Source organism: Dyella subtropica, assembly GCF_026283965.1.
Classification (GTDB): Bacteria; Pseudomonadota; Gammaproteobacteria; order Xanthomonadales; family Rhodanobacteraceae; genus Dyella_D; species Dyella_D subtropica.
Genome location: NZ_JAPDPD010000007.1, coordinates 119539 through 136538 on the forward strand (window position 1 = coordinate 119539; position 17000 = coordinate 136538).

The following is a 17000-nucleotide window of genomic DNA, read 5'->3' on the forward strand; positions in this document are numbered from 1 at the left end:
GGTACAGCGGCCCTTGCGCGCCGCGCGTCGAAAAAACGACAAGGCCCCGGTGCGTGGCCGGGGCCTTGGATGGATGTACAAGCTTGCCGATGCCGGGGCGAGCGGTATCAGAAGCCGAACGGTGGTGTCAGGCCGGTGAAGTCGCCGATGACTTTGGCGTCGTACGGGCCGTTGAGTTGATTGAAGCTGCTACCGGGTGCGTTGAGGCTTCCCTGGGTAAATACGATGCCGCCGGCGGGAGTGACTTCGATCACGCGGTCGTTGAATTGGTCGCTGATCAGCGTGTCGCCGTTGCGCAGGCGTATCGCACGGGTAGGGAGCGGTGCCGGGTTGCTTCCCGGGTCAAGGTTAGTGATGTATTGCCATACGAAGCCATCGTTGGCATCGACCTCCACGGCGCGGCTGTTGTTGGAATCCGTGAGCAGCGTGTCGCCGTTGTCGAGTCGGCTTGCGAAGGCCACGCCACTTGTCGTGCGACCATCGCTGAACGTCTTGAGGACGTGTTTGCTCACGCTCACCTCGATCGCCCGGTTGTTGTTCTCGTCGGCGATTAGGATGTGGCCGTTCTCGAGCACCTCGGCACTGTTGGGATTGTTGAGGAAATTGTCGGTGCTGCCGGTGACGCCGGTGGTGCCGTACTGCCAGACGATCTTGTGCGCAAGGTTGACCAGGATGATGCGTTCGTTGACCTGGTCGGTGATCAGCACGTGCGCTCCGGGATGGCCCGGAAAATTAGTGACGAACAGCGAGTGCACCGGCGTGTTCAGTTCATTCGGGCCGGAGCCGCCCACACCGGCCTTGCCGTATTGCCAGAGGATCTCTCCGCCGGGGGAGACGATGATCACCCGGTTGTCCGGGCAGCCGTTGACGAGGTCGCTGCAGCCGGGGAAGCCCGGTGGCGTGCCGGTGCCCGACATCAGCGTAAGCGGGCCGATACGTTCGGCATCGTTAACGCCGATGATGGTGTGCGGACCTGGAATGTCCGAGCCGGTGCCGAAACTCCACACGATGCCGTGGGTGGAGCGGTTGACTTCGATCACGCGGTTGTTGAACTGGTCGGCGATCAGCACGTTGCCGTTGTCGGGCCGCGCCGCTGCCGGCGGAGACCAGGCGGCGCCAAGGCCGAGGCCGATGGTTATCGCCGCAGTCAGGGTGCGGCGAAGCATGGGTTGTTGAAACCATCTGCGTGTCATCTGGAACCCCTCCATACGAGTCAGGTCAGCACAAACGCAGGCGCAGGTGCACTTGCCGCACGTCGGCGCCCAACTACGGGCGCGGCACGTCGCGGGTCTCGCCTCGAAGTGTGTGCCGCCGCCGCGAGGCGAGACCCGAGACGTCCTTCTGCCATGAGCGTCGAAGATCCCTGAATCTGCCGGCGCGGCTAGGGCTTCCATGCCTTGCCAGAGTCAATACTCGTGCGTGGGGATACGGTTCAATCAGCCGTTGGAGATAGGCAGGGCGTTGCGGAAATGGATTCCAGCCCGATGCCGGCCGGATCGGCGAGGAGCAGCGGCGTAGGCGGTGTCACGCGGCGGGCATGGCCGTCGCCGCGACAGTCACGCGCAGGCGCCCGATCAGCTCGGTGGGGCGCGTACGTTAACGCGGCCGACGCCGCGCACGCTCAAGGGCGGTTTATTCCTGGTAGGCGCCGTAGCTTCGCAGGCGGCGGTAGCGCTGTTCGAGCAAGGCGTCGACGGGCATGGATTCCAGCTCGTCCAGCTGGTTGAGCAACACGGCCTTCAGGCGCACGGCCATGGAGTGCGGGCTGCGATGCGCGCCGCCTAGCGGCTCGCGCACTACCTTGTCGACCAGGCCCAGTTCCAGCAAGCGCGGCGCGGTAAGGCCCAGGGCCTCGGCGGCGTCCTTGGCCTTGTCCGCACTCTTCCACAGGATGGAGGCGCAGCCTTCTGGCGAGATCACCGAATAGGTCGAGTACTGCAGCATCACGGTGCGGTCGCCCACGCCAATGGCCAGCGCGCCACCGGAGCCGCCTTCGCCGATCACGGTGCAGATGATCGGTACGCGCAGATCGGCCATTTCGAGCAGGTTGCGGGCGATAGCTTCGCTCTGGCCTCGCTCCTCGGCACCGACGCCAGGGTAGGCGCCTGGGGTGTCGATGAGGGTGAGCAGCGGCAGCTTGAAACGCTCGGCCATCTTCATCAGGCGCAGCGCCTTGCGATAACCCTCGGGGCGCGGCATGCCGAAGTTGCGGCGTACCTTGCCCTTGGTGTCGCGTGCCTTCTGGTGACCAATGATCACCACCGAGCGGCCGTTGATGCGACCGATGCCACCCACGATGGCCGCGTCGTCCGCATAGGCGCGGTCGCCGGCCAGCTCGTGGAATTCCTCGCACATCACGCCGATGTAATCGAGCGTGTAGGGGCGGCCCGGATGGCGCGACAGCTGGGTGACCTGCCAGGAGGTGAGGTTGCGGAAGATCTCGGCGGTCTTGACCTTGAGCTTCTCGCGCAGCCGGTCGACCTCGTCCTCGATGTTGAACGCCTGCCCATGGCTGGCGTGGCGAAGCTCTTCAATCTTCGCTTCCAGCTCGGCAATCGGTTGTTCGAAATCGAGGAAGTTAGAGTTCATTCGGTGCAATTCATGACACGGAAGCGGCGCAGTATACCGGGCTGGGAAAAATCCGGAGAACGGAACCGTATGGGTTGCCCGTAGGAGCGCACCTTGTGCGCGACAAACCGGCAGGACTGCTGGTTTGCACGGCGCGAGCCGCCCGGAGCGCGGCCCTCGCGGGCCGGGTCGCCCACAGAGTGGGCTCCTACAAGGGTCAGTCGGATTGCTTCACGATACGCAGCCGCGCCGCCTGCACCCCGGGTAACGCGCGCACGGCACGCAGCAGCTCTGGAATGGCCTCGACGCGCCATTCCTCGCCCAGTTCCAGATCAGCCTGGCCGATTTGATTGTGATAGCCGTGCAACACCACCGTGGCACGGCCATTGCGGTAGCCGGCCAGCGCATGGCGCAGCTGTTCGACGAAAGCAGGGCTGACCCCATTCAGTTTCAGATGCAGCACGCGCGCGAAGCGGCGACAGGCGTCGCCCAGGGTATAGGCGCTGCGGGCACGCAAGGCAAAGCCACCGCCGGAGAAGTCGTCGATGCGCAGGCCGCCTTCGACCACCAGCATTTCGTCGCGGGTGAGCAGCGGGGCGACTTGCTGATATAGCTCGCCGAAGAAGCTCACCTCGATGATGCCGGTGCCATCTTCCAGCCGAACGAAGGCATCGCTCTCGCCACGTTTGCGGATGGCGGTGACCATACCGGCCACGGTCCACGGCGTATCCGGGCCGCGGCGGAAACGGTTGCCGTCGTCGTTGTCGTTCTTGCGCGGCTTGGGCGGCTGGTAACGGTCGGCGATTTCGCCCAGCGGGCAGGTGGACAGCTGCGCCAGTTCTTCGCGCCATGGATCGGTGGGGTGGCCGGAGAGGTAGTGGCCGAGCGTGTCGCGCTCGCCTTGCAGCTTCCGTTCGAGCGGCCATTCTGGCGCGGTCGGCAGGTCAATCTGCACGACCGGTGCCGTCATCCCCATCGCTGCGCCGAACATGTCGTTCTGGCCGGACTGCTTGTCGCGAAGGTGCTGCTCCGCCGCCTTGATAGCGTCGGGCAACTGCAGCATCAGGCTGGCGCGCGTGGGCGCCAGCGCATCGAGCGAGCCAGAGAGGATCAGCGCTTCCAGCACACGGCGATTGAGCTTGGTGGGATCGACTCGGCGACAGAAGTCGGCCAAGTCGGTGTATTTGCCGTTCGCGCGCGCGGCGACGATGGCTTCGCAAGCGCCTTGGCCCACACCCTTGATTGCGCCCAGGCCGTAGCGAATCGTCCGGGCGCCTTGGCGCCGGGACGAAGAAGGCTCGGCGCGTTCGACCGCGACGAACATGAAGTCCGAGGCGTTCACGTCCGGCGGCAACACGGTCAGGCCGATGGCCCGCGATTCGTCGAGGAAGGTCACCGCCTTGTCGGTGTTGTCCATGTCCGACGAGATCGTCGCGGCCATGAACTCGGCGGGGTAGTGCGCCTTCAGCCATGCCGTTTGATACGACACCAGCGCATACGCGGCAGCATGCGATTTGTTGAAGCCGTAGCCGGCGAACTTCTCCATCAGGTCGAAGATCGAGTCGGACTTGTCGGAGGTCAGCCCGTCCTTGGCGGCACCCTCGCGGAACTTGGCGCGTTCCTTCGCCATTTCCTCGACTTTCTTCTTGCCCATCGCGCGGCGCAGCAGGTCGGCGCCGCCGAGCGAGTAACCGCCGACGATCTGCGCCATCTGCATCACCTGCTCCTGATAGACCATGATGCCGTAGGTCTCTTTCAGGATCGGCTCGACGCGCGGGTCGGGATACTCCACTTCCTCGCGGCCATGCTTACGCGCGACGAAGCTGGGAATCAGGTCCATCGGGCCGGGGCGGTACAGCGCCACCAGCGCGATGATGTCCTCGAAGCGGTCGGGCTTGGCATCCTTGAGCATGCGCTGCATGCCGGTGGATTCGAGCTGGAACACCGCCACCGTCTGCGCTTTCTTCAGCAGGTCGTACGGCGCTGGGTCGTCCAGTGGCAGCGTCTCGATGTTCAGCGGTTCTTCGCCGGACGTCGCGCGACGCGCGTTGATGGCTTTTACCGCCCAGTCGATGATGGTCAGCGTACGCAGGCCGAGAAAGTCGAACTTCACCAGGCCGACCGCTTCGACGTCGTCCTTGTCGTACTGAGTGACTACGCCGCCGCCGCCCGCTTCACAGTACAGCGGGGCGAAATCGGTGAGCGGTGTCGGCGCGATCACCACACCACCGGCGTGCTTGCCGGCGTTGCGGGTAAGGTTTTCCAGCTTCAGCGCAAGATCGATGAGCGACTTGGCTTCTTCGTCCTGCTCGTAAAGCTCGCAGAATTCCTTGACGACGCGATCGGTCTCTTTCTTCGACTTCTCCGAACGGCCGAGCGCGTCCGATAGCGTGAGATCGAGCGGACGCGGCGGAATCAGCTTCGCGATGCGATCGACCTGGTTGTAACCCATGCCGAGTACGCGGCCGGAGTCGCGCAGCACAGCCTTCGCGGCCATCGAACCATAGGTGATGATCTGGCTGACGTGGTCGCGGCCGTATTTGCGCGCGACATAGTCGATCACCTCGTCACGGCGATCCATGCAGAAGTCGATGTCGAAGTCGGGCATCGACACGCGTTCGGGGTTGAGGAAGCGCTCGAACAGCAGGTTGAACTGCAGCGGATCGAGGTCGGTGATCTTCAACACCCAGGCCACCAGCGAGCCCGCGCCTGAACCACGTCCCGGACCCACCGGAATACCGTTCTGCTTACCCCAGTTGATGAAGTCCGCCACGATCAGGAAGTAGCCGGGGAAGCCCATCTCGATGATGACGTCCAGCTCGCGTTCGAGACGCGCTTCGTAGTCGGCCAGCGTGTGTCCTGCCGCCAACGGCGCGTCGGCAAGGCGCTCCTTCAAGCCTTCGCGGGAAATCTCGCGGATATAGCTGGCCAGGTCGTGGCCTTCCGGTACCGGGAAGTCGGGCAAGTAGTAGGTGCCGAACGACAGTTCCAGCGTGCAGCGCTTCGCCAGCTCGACGGTGTTCTCGATCGCTTCGGGAAGGTCCGCGAAGAGCGCGGCCATGTCGTCGGGCGTTTTCAGGTATTGCTGGTTGCTGTAGTCGCGCGGGCGCTTCGGGTCGGCCAGCACGCGACCCTGGTTGATACACACGCGCGCTTCATGCGCCTCGAAGTCGTCCTGCTTGATGAAGCGCACGTCGTTGCTGGCGATGACCGGCAGATCCAGCTCGGCGGCCAGCGCGAGCGCGGCGGCGTTCCAGTTTTCCTCGCCTTCGCGACCGCAGCGGGTGAGTTCGAGATAGAGACGGTCGGTGAATTGCCGGGCGAACGAACGCAATCGCACAGCCGCCGCACCTGCGCCCTGGTTCACCGCCACACGGCCGGCTTCGCTGTCGCGGCCAAGCAAGGCGATCAAGCCATTCGTCGCATCGGGCGTGAGCCAGCTGGCATCGACCAAGGGGCGGCCGCTGTGCTGGCCATCGCGCCAGGCACGGGAGACCAAGCGCGAGAGATTGAGGTAGCCCTCGCGGTTCTGGCACAGCAAGGTCAGGCGCGAGGGGCGCGGATCGTCCGGCAGGCTCACCCACAGGTCGCAGCCGCCGATCGGCTTGATGCCGGCGGCGCTGCAGGCCTTGTAGAACTTCACCAGCGCAAACATGTTCGTTTCGTCGGTGAGCGCGACCGCTGGTATGCCATCGCGCACGCAGGCTTCGACCAGCGCCTTGATGCGGATGGTCGAATCGACCAGCGAGTATTCGCTGTGCAGATGGAGGTGGGCGAAGCGGACGGTCATGCAGACTCACGCGGTGAGTAGGAGAAGGCTAACCGCCGCCTCTGTGGCCGGCAAGATTGACATAAGTGGCTTTTGACGGTTGCGGGCATCCACGCGGGCTGGCATGGTTCGACGCTTTGCGCCGCGCTCCTGCGGCATGGCCCTTCCACGCCGCTAGGTTGCTGTCCAATGTCGTTGATCCGCTCGTTGTTCGCCGTCAAGCCCGTCGAGGCTTCCCTTTCCAGTGACGATTCATTACGGCGAACGCTCGGCCTGAAGGAACTGATTGTGCTGGGCGTGGGAGCGGTGATTGGCGCCGGCATTTTCGTCATCACCGGACAGGCGGCGGCCGAGCATGCCGGCCCGGCGCTGACTCTGTCCTTCGTGCTCGCCGGCCTGGCTGCGGCTTTGGCAGCGCTGAGTTACGCCGAGTTCGCCGCGATGCTGCCGGTCTCGGGCAGCGCCTATGTCTATGCCTACGCGACGTTCGGTGAGCTGCTCGCCTGGTTCATCGGCTGGAACGTGGTGGCGGAATACCTGCTGGCGGTGTCCTCGGTGGCGGTTGGCTGGTCTGGCTATGGCGTGGGCCTGTTGCACAGCTTGGGCATCCAAGTGCCGGACGCACTGGTGCATGCGCCACTGAGCTTTAAGGACGGCCGGCTGGAAGCCACCGGAGCGTTGCTCAATCTGCCGGCCTTGCTGGTCGTCGCCGCGCTGACGGCGCTGCTCTACCGAGGCACCAAACAGTCCACTGCATTCGCCACCATCGTGGTAGCGCTCAAAGTGGTTGTGGTGGTGCTGTTCGTGGTGATGGGCGTGCAATACGTCGATCCGTCCTTGTGGCACCCCTTCGTGCCGGCGAATCAGGGCGGCGACCACTACGGTTGGAGCGGCGTGTTCCGCGCAGCTACCAGCGTGTTCTATGCCTATATCGGTTTCGACGCCGTGGCTACAGCGGCGCAGGAGACCCGCAATCCGCAACGCAACGTGCCGGCGGGCATCCTGATTTCGCTGGCGATCTGCACGGTGCTGTACATCATCGTGGCGGCCGTGCTGACCGGTTTGGTGCCCTATGCGCAATTGGGCACAGCGGAACCGGTAGCGACGGCGTTGGCCGCCCATCCGTCTCTTGCGTGGCTGAAACTGTTGACCCAGGTGGGCGCGGTGGCGGGGCTGACGTCGGTGATCCTGGTAATGCACCTGGGCCTGTCGCGCATCCTCTACAGCATGGCGGGTGACGGCCTGTTGCCGAGCTTCTTCGGCGTCGTGCACGACAAGCATCGCACACCGCATCGCACCACTTTGCTGGTGGGCGTTATTGGCGGCCTGCTGGCGGCGGTGTTCCCCCTCAGCCTGCTGGGCGATTTGTTGTCGATGGGCACCTTGCTTGCCTTCGCTACGGTATGCATCGGCGTGCTGGTACTGCGGCGCACTCATCCCAACTTGCCGCGCGGGTTCCGTGTGCCGGCGGCACCGGCGGTATGCAGCCTTGGCGTGCTGGTCTGCCTGTTCCTGCTGGCGCAGATGAACACCGCCAACTGGCTGCTGCTAGCTGGCTGGACGACGCTCGGCATGCTTATCTACATCGGCTACGGGTATCGTCACAGCCGCTTGCGCGGGCGCGGCTGACCGCGCCGCCACATAGCGCCCGCAGCTCATCAACGCGGGCTACGTGGAGATCGTCAACCGGCGCTCAGGTGACGTGGAACCGTTCGTCGCCGACCAGTTGCTCGATGTAGTGCTCAAGGCCGTCGACCTTCAGTGGATGAAGGTTGTAGTCAACGTGCGGATTCTCTCCCGGTTTGACCGTGGCAACGGCCTCCGTGGCTGTGGGTTGCGGCATGGCCTGATCGGCCGGCGTCACGTTCGTGCCGTCAGGCGGGGGGGCGATGGGGCGGTTGGGAAGCATCATGGCTGTGAACTCCTGCGGATCGTCTGGATGCGCCGCTGAGGATGTTCCGCGTGGTTTCGAAAGCCGGGACGCGCGCGGAGGGTTGCACCATGCGTCCTTGCCTCTACGAAGTAGCGGCCGCGCCGTTGGGTCTGGATGGGGGGCGTGGCGGTCGATGACGCAGTCAGTCCACTTCGTCCTGCTCTAACCGGTTGGATGCAGTCCGTACCGAAAACGTTGATTCAGCGCGAAGCATCCGAAGGGATAGAGGCTGAATGACCGAGCTAAGTTCCTCATGAAAACCGGCCCCTGCCGGAGGTCATGCTGTTCGGCCGACGTGCGTATTTTATGCCTTTCGGTGCGTACTGACACATGTCGAAAGGCATGAAGAAATGCGCGTGTGGACCAGGGTGTTTGGCCTTGTCGATGCTTCGTTCGGGCTTCGTTCCGATGAGCGGTAAATAAACGTTTGGACGTCCGGATGCGAGTCGACGAGTCAGGATCAGAACAGCGTGCCCTGATCCAGCAGGAGCTTCACGGGCGCGAAGCTGCGCCGATGTTCGATACACGGGCCAAGGCGCTTGAGCGCCTCGAAATGAGCCGGTGTGGGGTAGCCCTTGTGCGTGGCAAAGCCATACCCGGGATGCATGTCTTCGAGGGCGACCATCATGCGGTCGCGGGTGACTTTGGCCAGGATAGAAGCGGCGCTGATGGCCGGTTCCAGCGCGTCGCCGCCGACGATGGCGCGTCCGGGGCAGGGCAGGTCTTTGGGCAATTGATTGCCGTCGACCAGAGCTTCGTGGGCACCAGGTGAGAGACCGGCGACGGCCCGGCTCATGCCCGCCATGGTCGCCTGGAAAATATTCAGCTGATCGATCTCGGTGACGCTCACGGCGATCACGCAATGCGCGAGCGCCTGCGACAGGATCAGTGGGTAAAGCGCTTCGCGTTTTGCTTCGCTCAGCTTCTTGGAGTCGTTGAGGTCAGCGATCGGGCGCGACGGATCCAGAATGACGGCGGCGACCACCACCGGGCCGGCTAGCGGACCGCGTCCCGCCTCGTCGACGCCGGCCACATACCGCTTAGCCACGGGGACGCTCAATCAAATCGGCGATCGCGGCGGCGGCATGATCGCCGGCCTGGCCTTCCAGCTCGCCGCGCAGCGCGCGGTGCAGCTGTTCGAATGCAGCGACGATCTCTCCGCGCCGCTGGCTGTCGTGGAACAGCGCCAGGGTGGCCGCGGCAAGCTTGTCCGGCGTGCAATCGTCCTGCATCAGCTCCGGTACCAGCATGGCGTGCTCACCCAGGCCGCAGGCGCGCGCGAGGATGTTGGGCAGGGCATAGACGTCGGTCTTGAGCATCTTCAGTGCGCGCGCGATGCGATAGCTCACCGGTGACACGCGATAGCCCACCACCATCGGGCGCTTGGCCAGCATGGCTTCCAGCGTGGCCGTGCCCGAAGCCAGCATCACCACGTCGGCGGCGAGCATCACTTCGTGGGCACGACCTTCCAGCAGCAACGGTGTGTCGTCGTTCTGTGGGGCGTCGCCAAGCAGGGCTTTCAGGCTGGCGTACACCTGGGCATTGGCGGCCGGGATAACGATGCGCAGGCCCGGTAGCTGCGCGGCGACCTGGCGCGCGGCGTCGAGGAAGATGCGGCCCAGGCGCGCCACTTCGGAAGCACGGCTGCCTGGAAGCACGGCGAGTACCGGTGCGTTTTGCGGCAGCTGCAGGAAATCGCGCGCACCGACGCGATCGGAGACCAATGCGAAGCGATCAGCCAGAGGATGCCCCACAAAGCGCGCGTCGACGCCGTGCCGCGCATAGATGTCGGGTTCCATCGGAAACAGGCACAACACGCGGTCTGCGCTGTGGCCGATTTTCTCCGCGCGCTTCTCGCGCCAGGCCCATACGGACGGACTGACGTAATGCACGGTGCGAATGCCGGCGGTGCGCACGCGTTGCTCCACGCCCAGATTGAAGTCGGGAGCATCGATACCGATCACGACGGCGGGTTTCGCCGCAATGAGACGGGCCACCAGTGCCTTGCGCAGACGCAACAGACGCGGCAGGTGGCTGACCACCTCGGCAAAACCGAATAGCGACAGTTCGCGGATGTCGTACCAGGACTCGAAACCCTGCGCTTGCATGCGCGCGCCGCCGATGCCGACGAAGCGCGCCTGCGGATAGCGCTGGCGCAGAGCGTGGATCAGATCGGCGCCGAGTTGGTCGCCGGAGTCTTCGCCTGCAAGGATGGCGATGAGTTGAGTCTTGTCATTGGACATGACTTAACCGCCAGAGCCAGGGCGCATACTTGATTTGTTGATATGCGCGAAGCGCATATCAACGGGCCAACGCGCGTTCGCTGCGGTCGAGGAAGTCCAGCATGGCGCGCACGTCGTCGCTCCCCTGGGCCTGTGTCACCAACTGCTCGCGGGCATCGGCCTGAGTCAGGCCGGCCATGTACAGCGTGCGGTAGGCGCGCTTGATGGCGGCGATGCGGGGTGCTTCGAAACCGCGGCGCTTCAGGCCTTCGCTGTTGATGCCGCGCGGGCGGCCACGCTGCTCGTTCGCCATCATCACGAACGGCGGCACGTCGGAGCCCACCAGGCAACCCATGCCGATGAAGGCATGCGCACCCACTTTGCAGAATTGATGCACGCCGGAGAAGCCGGACATGATCACGAAATCGCCGATCTCCACGTGCCCGGCCAACGCCGAGTAGTTGGAGAACACGGTGTTGTTGCCGATCTGGCAGTCGTGGGCGACGTGCACGTAGGCAAGCAGCCAGTTGTCGTTGCCGATGCGGGTCATGCCGCCGCCGTCGCCGGTACCGCGATTGATGGTGACGAACTCGCGGATCAGGTTGCGATCGCCGATCACCAGCTCGGTGTGTTCGCCGGCAAACTTCTTGTCTTGCGGGGCGCCACCGAGCGAAGCGAACTGGCTGATGCGGTTGTCGCGGCCGATGCGGGTCGGCCCCTCGATCACCACATGGGGACCGATCACGGTGCCCTCGCCGATCTCCACCTCGGCGCCGATCACGCTATACGCGCCGACGCTGACGTTGGCGCCGAGCTTCGCAGTGGGATCGATCTGCGCGGTGGGATGGATCATTTTTCGGACCTCGCTGCGCACATCAGCTCGCAGGAGGCGACCTCCTTGCCATCCACCGTGGCGCGCGCCTCGAACAGGCCCATGCTGCGCAGCAGGCGCTTGAGGGTGACTTCCATGCGCAATTGGTCGCCCGGCGACACGATCGCGCTGAAACGGGCGTTGTCCACCTTGGCCAGGTAGAACAGCGGATTGCCGGTATTGCCCTTGAGGCGGTTGCTGATCTGGGTCAGCAAGCCGGCGCTCTGTGCCATGGCTTCCACGATCAGCACGCCCGGCATCACCGGGTGACCGGGGAAATGACCTTGAAAGAACGGCTCATTGATGGTCACGTTCTTCAGTGTGACCACGCGTTTGTCCGGATCGAGCTCGATCACGCGGTCCACTAACAGGAAGGGATAGCGATGCGGCAACAGATGCTGGATCTGCTCCACGTTTACCGGCAGATGGAAGGGCGTGGTCTGCTCATTCATTGTTACTGTCCTTCTCCAGCGCCGAGAGTCGGCGCACGTACTCATCGAGATGCTTGAAACGGGCCGCGTTGCGCCGCCACTGGCGGTTGTCCTGCAACGGGACCCCCGAAGAATATTCGCCGGGCTCGCGTATCGAATGCGTGACCAGGCTCTTGGCCGTAATGGTAACCCGGTCGGCCAGTTCGAGATGACCCAGCACGCCGGCGTTGCCGCCGATCATGCAGTAGCGGCCGATTTTCGCACTGCCGGCCACAGCAGCGCAGCCGGCCATGGCCGTATGCGCGCCGATATGGACGTTGTGGGCGATCTGGATTTGATTGTCCAACCGCACGTCCTCTTCCAGCACCGTGTCGTCGAGCGCGCCGCGGTCGATGGTGGTGTTGGCGCCGATCTCGCAGTCGTCGCCAATGCGCACGCCGCCGAGCTGAGGCAGTTTGATCCAACTGCCTTGATTGGATGCGCTGCGATCGAAGGCAAGGCCGAAGCCATCAGAACCGATTACCGCGCCGGGATGGACGATCACGCGCTTGCCCAGCGTGACGCGGATGACCAGGGTGACCCGCGCAACCAGACGCGATTGCGCGCCGACCACGCAACCGGCGCCGACGATGCAATGCGGACCGAGAATGGCGCCGTCCTCAATGACGGCATCTTCTTCCACCACGCAGCCAGGGCCGATGCTGGCGGTGGGAGACACGCTGGCGCTGGGAGCAATCACGGCGGTGGCGTGGATACCGATCGGGGAGGCCGCCACGCGTTCGAACAGCGCTGCGATCTTGGCGTAGGTCACATAAGGGTCGTTTGCGAGCAGGGCGGAGGTAGGGCAGTCGCCGAGGTTCTCTTCGCGCAGCACCACGACACCGGCGTGGCTATTCGCCAGCTGTGCGCTGTATTTGCTGTTGGAGAGAAAGCTGAGTTGGCTGGAACCTGCACCGGCCAGGGTGCCGACGCCATCGATGACGCGCGCGCCATCGCCCTTGAAAGCAAGACCGAATCGCTCGGCCAGGTCGGCCACGGTGTATTGGATCGTACTCATGCGGGCTCCCTGACGTTGCGCGCATTGTAGGACGCCAAGCGCAATAACGTCTGTGCAGCGATACAGGCAAAAGAAAGCGCGGCATGGCCGCGCTTTCTCAGGTACAACCTGGGCACAGGTTTAGAACTGGCTGCCGAAGGTGAACTGGATGCGCTCTTCGTAGTGACGGTCTTCTTTCTTGGAGCGAATCGGCACGGCGAAGTTGATGATCAGCGGGCCGATCGGCGCCTGCCACTGCAGGGAGAGACCGGTGGATGCGCGCAGTTCGCTAGCCTTGAAGCTCGAGTAATCCTTGTAGGCATTACCCATGTCGACGAACCAGGATACGCGTGCCGTGTTCACGTCCTTGAGGAACGGTAGCGGCAGGAACACCTGGGCCGTACCCAGCACCTTGAACGCACCGCCGATCGGCTGTGCGTAGCTGTACACGCTGCCGTTGCATCGGCCGTTGGCGTCCGGCCGGATGGGGATTTGCTTGGTGGGATCATTCGGATCGGGGATGGTGCCCACGCATAGACGCGGACCCAGCGTGTTGTCCTGGAAGCCACGTACGTCGCGCACACCGCCGGAGTAGTAGTTCTCCCAGAACGGGAAGTCGATGCTCTCGCCCTTCTTGTAGGTGCTGCCGCCGTCGTAGCTATAGCTCTGGCCATAGGTCTTGCCGTAGCCGAACTGGCCATCCAGGTACAGCACGAAGCCGCGGCCGATCGGCCAGTAGTGGTTGGCTTCACCAAAGATCTTGAAGTACTGCACGGTGGAGCCGGGCAGGGCGATGTCGGTGGAGAGCGACATCACGCCACCGCGAGTCGGTGCCCAATAGCCGTTACGTGTGTCGTGGGTCCAGCCGAGCGTGCCGGTCCACGAGTGGATCGTTTCATGGCCGATCGCGTTCTGGTAATCCACCAGAATCTGCGGCGAGTAGGACACCGAGCTGCCATCGAGATAGCGGTAAGTCAGCAAGATCTTGTTGCTGCTGATGCCCAGGCCTGCACGGATGTTGTCGAAGTCCGTGATGGGGATGCTCAGGAAGCTGGAGAACGACTTGGCACTGCTGCTGTAGTTGACGAAGTCGCTGTTGGTGTTGCCGAAGTCGCTCTTGGTATAGCTGGCGTTGTAACCGATACCCACACCGCTATCGGTCAGGTAGGGGTTGAAGTAGTTCGCACTGATGCTGGTGGTGTAGTCGCTTTTCTGCGCGGCCACCGAGAAGCTGTCGCCCGTGCCGAGGAAGTTGTTCTGCGACACCGAGGCGGACAGGATGATGCCGGAGTACTGCGAATAGCCCACGCCGAACATCAGGCTGCCGGCGGACTGTTCTTCCACCTTCACCGTCAGGTCGACCTTGTCCTCGGTGCCCGGCACCAGCTTCTTGTCGATGTCGACCTTCTTGAAGTAGCCCAGCTGCTGCAGGCGGATCTTGGAGCGGTCGATGGCCGGCTGCGAGTACCAGCTGCCTTCCAGCTGGCGCATCTGGCGGCGCATCACATCGTCTTCGGTGCGGGTGTTGCCCTGGAACACCACGCGGCGCACGTATACGCGCTTGCCCGGCTCAATAAAGAGCGTGAGGTCGACGGTGCGCTTGTCCTTGTCCAGCTTCGGCACCGGCGTCACCTTGGCGAACGCATAGCCGATGCTGGCCAGGATGCCCTTGATGGCGTCGCTGCTGGCCTCGATGGCTTTGCGGTTGAAGGTGTCGCCCTTCTTCTGGAACACCAGCTGGCGCAGGGTGTCTTCCGGCAGTATCAGCTCACCGAGCAGATGAATGTCCGAGACGGTGTAGATATCGCCTTCCTTCACGCTTGCGGCGATGTACATCGCGCGTTTGTCGGGGGCGATAGTGACCTGGGTGGAATCGACGCCGAAGTCGGCGTAGCCGCGGTCCATGTAGTACGACTGCAGCTTCTCCAGGTCGCCGGAGAGCTTTTCGCGCGAGTACTGGTCGTCCTTGGAGTACCAGGACATCCAGTTGGTGGTGTCGGATTCGAAGCCCTTGCGGATCTCCTTGTCGGTAAACGCGGTGTTGCCGACGATGTTGATCTCTTTGATCTTGGCGACCTTGCCTTCGCGGATTTCGATATCGATCGACACGCGGTTGCGATCAAGGTTGGTCACGTGCGGATCGACCGACACGTTGTATTTGCCGCGGTTGTAGTACTGGCGGATCAGTTCCTGCTGCACGCGGTCCAGCGAGAGACGGTCGAAGGTTTCGCCCTCGGACAGGCCGATCTCCTTCAGGCCTTTGCGCAGATCATCTTCTTTGATGTCCTTGTTGCCGCGCAGGGCCAGCTTGGCGATCGAGGGACGCTCGGTCACCTTGATCACCATGATGTCGCCTTCGCGATCGATCTCGACATCGCTGAAGAACTTGGTCTGGTACAGGGCCCGAATGGCGCGCTGGGCGGCATCGTTGGTGAGGCGGTCGCCCTTGTTCACCGGCAGATAGTTGAGCACCGTGCCGGCCGAAATACGGCTGAGGCCGTCGATACGGATGTCGGAAATGATGAAGGGCTCAAACGCAAGCACGTTGGCTGAGAGGGAGGCGAGCAGGATCAGGGCGGCGATACGCTTCATCGTCGATTCCGTTGGTTATTCCGACGAGGCAGCCGTCATGGCCACCCCAATCAAAGAGTGAAGCTGGGAGATTCCCTGCCTCGAAGGAGAAACCGCACCCGCGAGGGATACGGCAGAAGACACCTCAACGCATGGCGCCGTGGCTATGGCGGCAGCATGCGCTGCCACCTCGCCACGGCAGGCCCATCGTCCCCGGACGCTGGCGTTGACCGCGCACGTCACAAAGGCAGGCTGCGATGGATATCGTTGTAAAACGCCAGCCCCATCAGGGTGAACAGCAGGGCGAGACCGATGTACTGCCCGGCCATCATCGCGCGCTCACTCAACGGGCTGCCTTTGACCAACTCGATAAGGTAATACAGCAGGTGACCCCCGTCCAAGACGGGAATCGGCAGCAGATTGAGAATCGCCAGGCTGAGCGAGACCATGGCCAGGAAATTGAGGAACCAGCCCACCCCCATGCTTGCCGATGCGTTGGCGACCTGGGCGATGCCGATCACACCGGAAAGATTCTTGGTCGAGGCCTGCCCGCTAAGCATCTTGCCGATCATGTTGAAGGTCTGGGTCGTGCCATTCCAGGTGGTCTGCAAGGAAGCACCCATGGCCTTCAGGGGCCCGTAGCGCAAGATGGCCGGCTCGCGCTCCAACGAGGACACACCGATCACCCAATTGGTGGGTTGGCCTTCCAGCGATTCCATTCGCGCAGTGACTGGCAGCTGCAGCGTCTTGCCGTTACGTTCGATGGCCAGGTTCAGCGTCGGGGACTTGGCCGCCTCAAGCGGTATCAGCCGCTGAAAGTCGGGATAGTCGGCGACGTTTTGCCCATTGATGCTGAGAATGCGATCCCCGCTCTTCATGCCGGCCTGCGAAGCTGGTTTGCCAGGCAGGACGGTGGCGGCAATCGCCGGCATCGGCGCGAGTTTCAGGCCCAGTTTGTCCAGGTACTGGCCGACATCCTGTCCGGCCGGCAGCTGATTGAGTGGAAGCACTACATGGCGTTCGACACCGTCGGCGCCGCGCACCTGCAGGGGCAGCGGCTCACGGCCGAGCGTGGCATTGGCCACGGCGTCCATCGAGTCGCTCCACGTGGCCATGGGTCGGCCATCGATGCTGAGCAGGCGGTCGCCCGTGCGAATGCCGGCTTCCGCGGCCATGCTTTGCGGTGCGGCCGCGACCACCGGGGCCACGTCGGGCCTGCCCAGCACGAACATCAGCCAGAACGCAGCGATGGTGAAGATGAAATTGAAGCCCGGGCCGGCGGCAACGATGGCGATACGCTGCCAGACCGGCTTGCCGGTGAACTCCTGGCCACGATCAGCTGGATCCACCTCGCCTTCGCGCGCGTCCAGCATTTTTACGTAGCCGCCGAGCGGAATCGCGGCGACCTGGTACTCCGTGCCGTCACGGCCTACGCGTTTCCAGATCGCCTTGCCGAAGCCCACGGAAAAGCGCAGCACCTTCACGCCGCAGCGGCGGGCGACCCAGTAGTGGCCGAATTCGTGAAAGGTCACCAGCACGCCAAGCGTGACAAGTAACCAGAACACTGAGCCGAGGAAAGGATTCATCTGCAAGAGCTTA

General features: G+C 63.5%; 12 protein-coding genes. 1 reads left to right on the plus strand and 11 read right to left on the minus strand.

From position 1 onward, the window contains the following. Positions 1-107 precede the first annotated feature (107 nt). The 3 genes from OUZ45_RS07875 to dnaE form a co-directional block, all read right to left on the minus strand. Positions 108-1193, minus strand: a complete 1086-nt coding sequence (locus OUZ45_RS07875) for an NHL repeat-containing protein (RefSeq protein ID WP_266169381.1) — start codon at positions 1191-1193, stop codon at positions 108-110. Between the two features lie 439 nt (positions 1194-1632). Then, positions 1633-2589 carry an acetyl-CoA carboxylase carboxyltransferase subunit alpha gene (locus OUZ45_RS07880; protein WP_266169382.1) on the minus strand — a complete coding sequence of 319 codons (957 nt, stop codon included), beginning with the start codon at positions 2587-2589 and terminating at the stop codon, positions 1633-1635. Between the two features lie 196 nt (positions 2590-2785). After that, complete coding sequence (gene dnaE / locus OUZ45_RS07885) at positions 2786-6358, minus strand: DNA polymerase III subunit alpha (RefSeq protein WP_266169383.1); 3573 nt, start codon at positions 6356-6358, stop codon at positions 2786-2788. 168 nt (positions 6359-6526) lie between these two features. On the opposite strand from dnaE, the gene OUZ45_RS07890 reads away from it, so the two are divergent. Further along, positions 6527-7966 (plus strand): amino acid permease, encoded by a 1440-nt coding sequence (locus OUZ45_RS07890; RefSeq protein WP_266169384.1) that lies wholly within the window; start codon positions 6527-6529, stop codon positions 7964-7966. A gap of 64 nt (positions 7967-8030) precedes the next feature. Here OUZ45_RS07890 and OUZ45_RS07895 read toward each other — a convergent pair whose 3' ends face one another. From OUZ45_RS07895 to rseP, 8 genes are all read right to left on the minus strand, one after another. Further along, positions 8031-8249 (minus strand): hypothetical protein, encoded by a 219-nt coding sequence (locus tag OUZ45_RS07895; protein ID WP_266169385.1) that lies wholly within the window; start codon positions 8247-8249, stop codon positions 8031-8033. A 481-nt stretch (positions 8250-8730) separates the two neighbouring features. Continuing rightward, on the minus strand, positions 8731-9318 hold the full coding sequence (gene rnhB / locus OUZ45_RS07900; protein ID WP_266169386.1) for a ribonuclease HII: 588 nt from the start codon (positions 9316-9318) through the stop codon (positions 8731-8733). Beyond that, positions 9311-10513, minus strand: a complete 1203-nt coding sequence (lpxB, locus tag OUZ45_RS07905; protein ID WP_266169387.1) for a lipid-A-disaccharide synthase — start codon at positions 10511-10513, stop codon at positions 9311-9313. The genes rnhB and lpxB overlap by 8 nt, the downstream gene beginning before the upstream one ends. 58 nt (positions 10514-10571) lie before the next feature. Continuing rightward, complete coding sequence (gene lpxA / locus OUZ45_RS07910) at positions 10572-11345, minus strand: acyl-ACP--UDP-N-acetylglucosamine O-acyltransferase (RefSeq protein WP_266169388.1); 774 nt, start codon at positions 11343-11345, stop codon at positions 10572-10574. Then, positions 11342-11815 (minus strand): 3-hydroxyacyl-ACP dehydratase FabZ, encoded by a 474-nt coding sequence (fabZ, locus tag OUZ45_RS07915; RefSeq protein WP_266169389.1) that lies wholly within the window; start codon positions 11813-11815, stop codon positions 11342-11344. The genes lpxA and fabZ overlap by 4 nt, the downstream gene beginning before the upstream one ends. Continuing rightward, the gene (lpxD, locus tag OUZ45_RS07920; RefSeq protein ID WP_266169390.1) at positions 11808-12851 is read right to left on the minus strand and encodes a UDP-3-O-(3-hydroxymyristoyl)glucosamine N-acyltransferase; all 1044 of its coding nucleotides are present in this window, start codon (positions 12849-12851) and stop codon (positions 11808-11810) included. The genes fabZ and lpxD overlap by 8 nt, the downstream gene beginning before the upstream one ends. A 120-nt stretch (positions 12852-12971) precedes the next feature. Then, positions 12972-15422: an outer membrane protein assembly factor BamA gene (gene bamA, locus OUZ45_RS07925; protein ID WP_266169391.1), complete on the minus strand. Its 2451-nt coding sequence runs from the start codon at positions 15420-15422 to the stop codon at positions 12972-12974. A gap of 218 nt (positions 15423-15640) precedes the next feature. Next, complete coding sequence (rseP, locus tag OUZ45_RS07930) at positions 15641-16987, minus strand: RIP metalloprotease RseP (protein ID WP_266169392.1); 1347 nt, start codon at positions 16985-16987, stop codon at positions 15641-15643. Positions 16988-17000 lie beyond the last annotated feature (13 nt).